The sequence below is a fragment of the Streptomyces lycii genome, from assembly GCF_009735685.1.
GTDB classification, from domain to species: domain Bacteria; phylum Actinomycetota; class Actinomycetes; order Streptomycetales; family Streptomycetaceae; genus Streptomyces; species Streptomyces lycii.
In genome coordinates this window covers 1-7355 of record NZ_WHPN01000078.1, presented here as the reverse complement: position 1 = coordinate 7355, position 7355 = coordinate 1, and the positions used below count along the sequence as shown (strand labels likewise).

Genomic DNA, 7355 nt, shown 5'->3' with positions numbered 1-7355 from the left:
GGCCGGAACCGGTCGGGGCCCCGGGAGGGCTGCTCTCGGTGCCCGGCGGCACGCTGGCGCACCGTCCGGACTGCCCGCTCGTCACCGGCGTGCCCCAGGCCTTCCGGGTCCGCCGCTCCGCCCTGCCGGAACTGGACCCCTGCCCGGTGTGCGTACCCGGTCTCGGCACCCGGGACCGGTCGCCGTACGGACCGGGGACGGGGAGCCCGGAGGCCGGTCCCGGCTGCCCCCCGGAGGCCTGACCCGTCGGTCTGCGCGCGGCCCCTCCCGGCATTCCCGCGCGGCCCTCCCCCGGCAGCCCGGCGCCCATCTCCCCCGGCTCCCGGGCGTGACCCCGACCCCGGCTCGCCCGTTGTCCTCTTATGAGCCGGGAAAGCCCGGCCGCCATCCCCGAGACCGAGGAGCCTCCCCGTGCCGCGTTTGCTCGACGTCAGCGATGACGTGCGCGCCGAGATCGGCGACGAAGAAGCCGACCGGCTGCTCACCGGCGAGAACGCCCCGGGCAGCTACGACTGCACCTCCTGCCGCACCCCCGGCGACACCGAGCAGGAGCGGACCAGCACCGTGCTGTTCGTCGGCGACGAGACCGCCGTGCTCGCCTTCGCCCACGCCAGCTGCATCCCGTCCCAGGTCGTCCCCGTCGCGGAGGAGCAGTTGCAGGGCGCGGTCCGCAGCATCACCGGCGAGGAGGGCGCGCCCCCTCCCCCCGCCCCGGAGCCGCCGGCCGGGCAGGTCTCCGTCCCCGCCCCCGCCGGTGTCCGGGCCGCCCCCCAGCAGGCGGTGATCGGTGTCACCAGCGGACTCGTGCTGGTCGACGGCGATGTGCGGCCCGCGCTCGTGGTCGAGCCGACCGGGCCGATCGCCCGCCCCGGCTCCGACGGTCCCGGGGACGACTTCCTGCCGCTCCTCATCGAGCAGGGCTTCATGCCCGTCTCCGACGTCGAGCAGGAGCCCCCGGTGCTCCCCGGCTGGTCCGTGCTGCTGGCCATGGGGCGGCTGCACGCGCTGCTCCAGCCCGGCGCCCCCGGAGAGTCACCGGCCGCCTGGTGGCAGGCTCACCAGCCGCTGCCGGTGACCGACGGCTGGCGCAACGCGGTCAACCGGACGTCGCAGGTGCTGGTGTTCGCCGCGCCCGCGGGCTCCATCGGGCAGCAGTCGCACGAGGACGTGCTGCGCGAGGCGTTGGACAAGGCCGCCGCCGCGGGCGTGCTGGTGGCCGCGGTGATGCCGCTGGCCGGCACATGAACGGCGACCCGGGCCCCCGCCCCGATTCGGCCCCGGGAACCGCCCGTTCGGCGGTTCCCCCGCGCCCGCCGTCCGGCACTCCGCCGCAAAACCCGTCTTCAACAGGCCTTTTCAACGCCTGCCCGCATCCGTCCGGCGTCCGGGTCGTTGGCAGATACGTGCACTCATACGACCCCCCAGCCCGGCTCCCGTACCCTCACCACATCCCCGGCATGCGCCCGGCGTACGAAGCCTCGACCGGCGGCAGCGGCAGCGGCCGCCAGCAGTCGCCGACCCCGATCTACGACTCGCTCTACTCCGAGTACCGCCGGGCCTTCCGCGCCCTGCCCGGAGACCGATCCGGCGAGGAGGACCTCGGATTCACCCCGTTCGGCAACCGCGAGCCCCGCGGCGCCTGGGACCACCCGGGAGCACCGGAGCCGGAGCGCCGCCACCGCCGGCGGAACGCCCCGAGAGCGCTGCCGCCGGGACCCCGGGACAACCGGGGCCACTCCTGAGACCACCGGCCCGGCCGCGGCCCCCGGACCGGCGTCCGGCGGACGGCCCGGCGCGCCTCCTGGCGTCCGCCGGGCCGCCCGCCGTCACTTCTTGCGGCCGCGCTTCTCCCGCACCCGCACCGAGATGTGGATCGGCGTCCCCTCGAAGCCGAACTCCTCGCGCAGCCGCCGCTCGATGAAGCGGCGGTAGCTCGCCTCCAGGAAGCCCGAGGCGAACAGCACGAAGCGCGGCGGCCGGGTCCCCGCCTGGGTGCCGAACAGAATGCGGGGCTGCTTGCCGCCGCGGATCGGGTGCGGGTGGGACGCGACGATCTCGCCGAGGAAGGCGTTCAGCCGCCCGGTCGGGACCCGGGTCTCCCAGCCGGCGAGGGCCGTCTCGATCGCGGGGACCAGCTTCTCCATGTGCCGGCCGGTGAGCGCCGAGACGTTCACCCGCGGTGCCCAGCGGACCTGCACCAGGTCCCGTTCGATCTCCCGCTCCAGGTAGTAGCGCCGCTCCTCGTCGATCGTGTCCCACTTGTTGTACGCGATGACGACGGCGCGCCCGGCCTCGACGGCCATGCTGATGATGCGGGTGTCCTGGACGCTGATGGTCTCACTGGCGTCGATCAGGACGACCGCGACCTCGGCCTTCTCCAGCGCGGCGGCGGTGCGCAGCGAGGCGTAGTAGTCCGCGCCCTCCTGGAGGTGCACCCGGCGGCGGATGCCCGCGGTGTCGACGAACTTCCAGGTGACGCCGCCGAGTTCGATCAGCTCGTCGACCGGGTCCCGGGTGGTGCCCGCCTGCTCGTTGACGACCACGCGCTCCTCGCGCGCGACCTTGTTCAGCAGCGAGGACTTGCCGACGTTCGGCCGGCCGATGAGAGCGATCCGGCGCGGCCCGCCGAGGCCGGCCCCGAAGGTCTGCGCGGGTGCCTCGGGCAGCGCTTCCAGCACCGCGTCGAGCAGGTCGCCGGTGCCGCGCCCGTGCAGCGAGGAGACCGGGAAGGGCTCGCCGAGGCCGAGGGACCAGAGCGCGGCGGCGTCCGCCTCGCCGGAGGGGCCGTCGACCTTGTTGGCGCAGAGCACGACGGGCTTGCCCGCCCGCCGCAGCAGCTTGACGACGGCCTCGTCGGTGTCGGTCGCGCCGACCGTGGAGTCGACCACGAAGACCACCGCGTCGGCGGCCTCGATCGCGAACTCGGCCTGCGCGGCGACGGACGCGTCGATGCCGAGGACGTCCTGCTCCCAGCCACCGGTGTCAACCACCTTGAAGCGCCGCCCGGCCCACTCGGCCTCGTACGTCACCCGGTCCCGGGTGACGCCCGGCTTGTCCTCCACCACGGCCTCACGCCGGCCGATGATCCTGTTCACCAGCGTCGACTTGCCGACATTCGGCCGCCCGACGACGGCGAGCACCGGCAGCGGGCCGTGACCGGCTGCGGCGAGATCGCTCTCCACCTGCTCCGGGTCGAAGCCCTCCTGGGCGGCGAGCTCCATGAACTCCGCGTACTCGGCGTCGCCAAGCTCACCGTGCTCGTCGCCGTCGTGGTTCTGGTCGTCCATGAAGTCTGTTTCCTCGTTCATCGTCTGCGGCCGGCCTCTTGCGGCCCGCCTGAGAAGTCGTGTCCGGCTCAGCGGCCGGTGATGCGCCTGGCCTCGGCCAGATGCCCGCTGAGCCGTTCCTGGATCCGCAGGGTCGCCGCGTCCAGGGCCGCCCGGGTGCGCTTCGCCGGGCCGTCCGCGTCCTCCGCGGCCGGGAACGGGTCCCCGAAGACCACGTCGACCCGGCTGCGCAGCGGCGGCAGGGCCGGTATCAGCCGCCCCGGCCGGTCCTTGCTGCCGAGCACGGCCACCGGCACGATCGGCGCCTGCGAACGCACCGCGAAGTAGGCCAGCCCGGCGCGCAGCGAGGCGAAGTCACCCTCGCCGCGGGTGCCTTCGGGGAAGATCCCCAGCACCCCGCCGCGCTCCAGCACCCCGAGAGCGCCCGTGATCGCCGCCCGGTCGGCCACCGTACGGTCCACCTTGAGCTGCCCGATGCGGCGCAGGAACGGGTCCAGGGGGCCGACGAAGGCCTCTTTCTTGATCAGGAAGTGCACCGGCCGCGGCGCGGTGCCCATCAGCATCGGACCGTCGATCATGTGGGAGTGGTTGACGGCGAGAACCACCGGTCCCGTCGCCGGCATCCGCCACGCGCCGAGCACCCGCGGCTTCCACAGGCCGTACATCAGCCCGACGCCGATCCGGCGGCCCACCTCCGCGCCCGCCGGCGAGGCCGGCGCGCCGGTGGCCGCGCGCGCGGCCGGGGTCCGCGCCGTGGTCACGCCGTCTGCCCCGCACGGCGCGCGGCCTTCTCGACGAGGGTGACGACGCACTCCACGACCTGCTCCAGGGTGAGCTCGGTGGTGTCCACCTCGTCCGCGTCGGCGGCCTTGGCCAGCGGCGAGGTCTTGCGGCCGGAGTCGGCCGCGTCCCGCTTGACGAGCGCTTCCCGGGTCGCGGCCAGGTCCGTGGCCTCCTTGCCGGTCAGCTCGCCGCTGCGGCGGGCCGCCCGCGCCTCGGCGGACGCGGTCAGGAAGACCTTCAGATCGGCGTCGGGAAGGACCGTCGTACCGATGTCCCGGCCCTCGACGACGACGCCGCGCTCGGCGCTCCGGGCGATGGTGCGCTGCAGCTCGGTGAGCCGGGCCCGGACCTCCGGGACGGCGCTGACGGCGCTGACGGCGGAGGTGACCTGCTGGGTACGGATCGGGCCGGAGGCGTCGGCGCCGTCGACCGTGATCGTGGGCGTCCGCGGGTCGGTGCCGGAGATGATCGCGGGCTTGTCGGCCGCCGCGGCCACGGCCTCGGCGTCATGGACGTCGATGCCGTTGTTCAGCATCCACCAGGTGATCGCGCGGTACTGGGCGCCGGTGTCCAGATACTGCAGGCCGAGCTGCGCCGCCACGGCCTTGGAGGTGCTCGACTTGCCCGTGCCGGAAGGGCCGTCGATGGCGACAATCACTGCTGCCGGGGCGGTCCGGGCGGCGGTTTCCACGGTGACGAACACCTTCCTTGTGCACGGGTGGCGGGTCCCCCGGACGCGGTCCGGCGGTGGGTGGGCCGAATGGCCTCCGGCCAAGGTTACCGGCCATCGGCGCGGCCCCGTACACGTGTGGTGTACGGGGGTCCGCCGGGGGCGCGGGACGGGGCTCCGGGTGTCCCGGGAGAATCCGGGTGTCCCGGGAGGAGAGCCGCGGGGGTCCCGGGGAGTCCGGGGCCGGTGGGAGTCCGGGGCCCCGGCCGGGCCGGCGCGTCATTGCCGGATGGACCAGCCCTGCTCCCGGAGGGCCGCGGTCAGACCCGGTGCCGCCGACGGCTCCACCATCAGCTGGATAAAGCCCGCCTGCTGACCGGTGGCGTGCTCGATCCGCACGTCCTCGATGTTGACCCCGGCCCGGCCGGCGTCCGCGAAGATCCTGGCCAGCTCACCGGGCTGGTCGCCGATGAGGACGCCGACGCTCTCGTACACCGCGGGCGCCGCACCGTGCTTGCCCGGCACCCTCCGGCGGCCGGCGTTGCCGCGGGTCAGCACGTCCTCGATGCCCGTCGCGCCGCCCCGCCGCTTGTCCGCGTCCGCGGACTCCAGGGCGCGCAGCGCCCGTACCGTCCCGTCCAGATCGTCGGCGACCGCCGAGAGGATGTCGGCGACCGGCCCCGGGTTCGCGGACAGGATCTCGATCCACATGGCCGGATCCGAGGCCGCGACGCGGGTGACGTCCCGGATGCCCTGCCCGCACAGCCGTACGGCGCTCTCGTCGGCCTCCTCCAGCCGCGCCGCGACCATGCTCGACAGCAGCTGCGGGGTGTGCGAGACCAGCGCGACGGCCCGGTCGTGGGCGTCCGCGTCCATCAGGACGGGCACGGCCCGGCAGAGCGAGACGAGCTCCAGGGCGAGGTTCACCACCTCGGTGTCGGTGCCCGGGGTGCTCGCGGTGGCGGGTGTGGGGGTGAGCACCCACGGCTTGCCCTCGAACAGGTCCGCCGTGGCCGCCAGCGGTCCGGAGCGCTCCCGGCCCGCCATCGGGTGCGTACCGAGGTAGCTGGTGAGGTCGCAGCCGAGGTCCGCCAGCTCCCGGCGCGGGCCGCCCTTGACGCTGGCGACGTCGAGGTAGCCGCGGGCCGTGCCCCGGCGCTGCGCGTCCGCGACCGTCTCGGCGACCTTCGCGGGCGGCACCGCCACCACGGCCAGGTCGACGGGGCCTTCCGGCGCCTCGTCGGTCCCGGCGCCCAGGGCGGCTGCCGTGCGGGCCCGGGACGGGTCGTGGTCCACGAGGTGGACCCGGACGCCGCGTCCGGAGAGGGCGAGGGCGCAGGACGTGCCGATCAGTCCGGTGCCGATGACGACTGCGGTTCTCACGTCTCGCTCCTCGCGTTCTTCTCGTCCGGCCGCCGTCGGCAGCGGTGCGCCGCGTGCCCGCCGCGTACGGGGCGCCGGTCGCACCGGTTTCCCGGTGCCGCACGGACGGCCTCCGCCGTGCGCCGGCCCGGGCGCCCGCCGGCCGGGCTTCTTCCGGCTGCCGCCGGCCGGCCGTGGCGGGACGGTGGCGGCAGCGGGCGTGGCTCACATCCAGCCTAGCCAGCCGTGCGGGCCGGGTGCGGCGGGCGCCCGACCCGCGAGACGGGGCCCGCCGGGGACGGGCCCGCCCGAGTGGTGCGGGCCCTCGGTACGGGCCGTCCGTGCGGGCCCGTCCGTGCGGGCCCATCGGTGCGGGCCGTCCGTGCGGGCCTCCTACAGCTCGACCTCGCGCATCAGCATGCCGACCTCAGTGTTGGTCAGCCGCCGCAGCCAGCCCGACTTCTGGTCGCCCAGCGCGATCGGGCCGAAGGCCGTGCGGACCAGCTTGTCGACCGGGAACCCGGCCTCCGCCAGCATCCGCCGGACGATGTGCTTGCGGCCCTCGTGCAGGCTCACCTCGACCAGGTAGTTCTTGCCCGTGTTCTCGACCACCCGGAAGTGGTCCGCGCGGGCGTAGCCGTCCTCGAGCTGGATGCCGCTCTTCAGCTGCTTGCCGAGGTCCCGCGGGATGGGGCCCTGGATGGCGGCGAGATACGTCTTCTTCACGCCGTACCGCGGGTGGGTGAGCCGGTGGGCCAGCTCACCGTGGTTGGTGAGCAGGATGATGCCCTCGGTCTCGGTGTCCAGCCGGCCGACGTGGAACAGCCGGGTCTCCCGGTTGGTGACGTAGTCACCGAGGCACTGGCGGCCGTCCGGGTCCTCCATCGTCGAGACGACACCGGCGGGCTTGTTCAGCGCGAAGAACAGGTACGACTGGGTCGCGACCGTCAGTCCGTCGACCTTGACCTCGTCCTTCTGCGGGTCGACCCGCAGCCCCTGCTCGACCACGATCTCGCCGTTGACCTCGACGCGGCGCTGGTCGATCAGCTCCTCGCAGGCCCGCCGGGACCCCATGCCCGCCCGGGCCAGCACCTTCTGCAGCCGCTCGCCCTCCTGGTCCCCGAAGGTCTTCGGGGTGCGGACCTGCGGCTTGGTGTGCCGGGCGCGGTTGCGCTCCTCGATCTGCGCCTCGTACTCGCGCGGGCGGGCCGGCGGTGCTCCCCGGCCGGTACGGCGCGGGGCGCCGCCCTTGC

General features: G+C 74.7%; 7 protein-coding genes and 1 pseudogene. 3 read left to right on the top strand and 5 right to left on the bottom strand.

The features are described 5' to 3' along the window. The 3 genes and pseudogenes from GCU69_RS33160 to GCU69_RS04030 all read left to right on the top strand — a co-directional run. Positions 1-242: pseudogene (locus GCU69_RS33160) on the top strand (hypothetical protein); the annotation flags it as partial. 169 nt (positions 243-411) lie between these two features. Beyond that, on the top strand, positions 412-1245 hold the full coding sequence (locus GCU69_RS04035; RefSeq protein ID WP_156205139.1) for a hypothetical protein: 834 nt from the start codon (positions 412-414) through the stop codon (positions 1243-1245). 212 nt (positions 1246-1457) lie between these two features. Then, positions 1458-1742 (top strand): hypothetical protein, encoded by a 285-nt coding sequence (locus tag GCU69_RS04030; RefSeq protein ID WP_235978205.1) that lies wholly within the window; start codon positions 1458-1460, stop codon positions 1740-1742. A gap of 84 nt (positions 1743-1826) precedes the next feature. Here the strand turns inward: GCU69_RS04030 and der are convergent, their stop codons facing one another. The 5 genes from der to GCU69_RS04005 form a co-directional block, all read right to left on the bottom strand. Then, positions 1827-3287, bottom strand: coding sequence for a ribosome biogenesis GTPase Der (der, locus tag GCU69_RS04025; protein ID WP_098751188.1), 1461 nt, complete (start codon positions 3285-3287; stop codon positions 1827-1829). Positions 3288-3355: 68 nt separating this feature from the next. Beyond that, the gene (locus tag GCU69_RS04020; RefSeq protein WP_098751208.1) at positions 3356-3952 is read right to left on the bottom strand and encodes a lysophospholipid acyltransferase family protein; all 597 of its coding nucleotides are present in this window, start codon (positions 3950-3952) and stop codon (positions 3356-3358) included. A 92-nt stretch (positions 3953-4044) separates the two neighbouring features. Beyond that, positions 4045-4761, bottom strand: coding sequence for a (d)CMP kinase (gene cmk, locus GCU69_RS04015; protein WP_408055757.1), 717 nt, complete (start codon positions 4759-4761; stop codon positions 4045-4047). 258 nt (positions 4762-5019) lie between these two features. Further along, entirely contained in the window at positions 5020-6123 is a 1104-nt protein-coding gene (locus tag GCU69_RS04010) for a prephenate dehydrogenase (protein ID WP_098751190.1), read from the bottom strand. Between the two features lie 372 nt (positions 6124-6495). Then, positions 6496-7355 (bottom strand): pseudouridine synthase (locus GCU69_RS04005; RefSeq protein WP_156205138.1); only part of this gene is annotated, 860 nt, incomplete at its 5' end.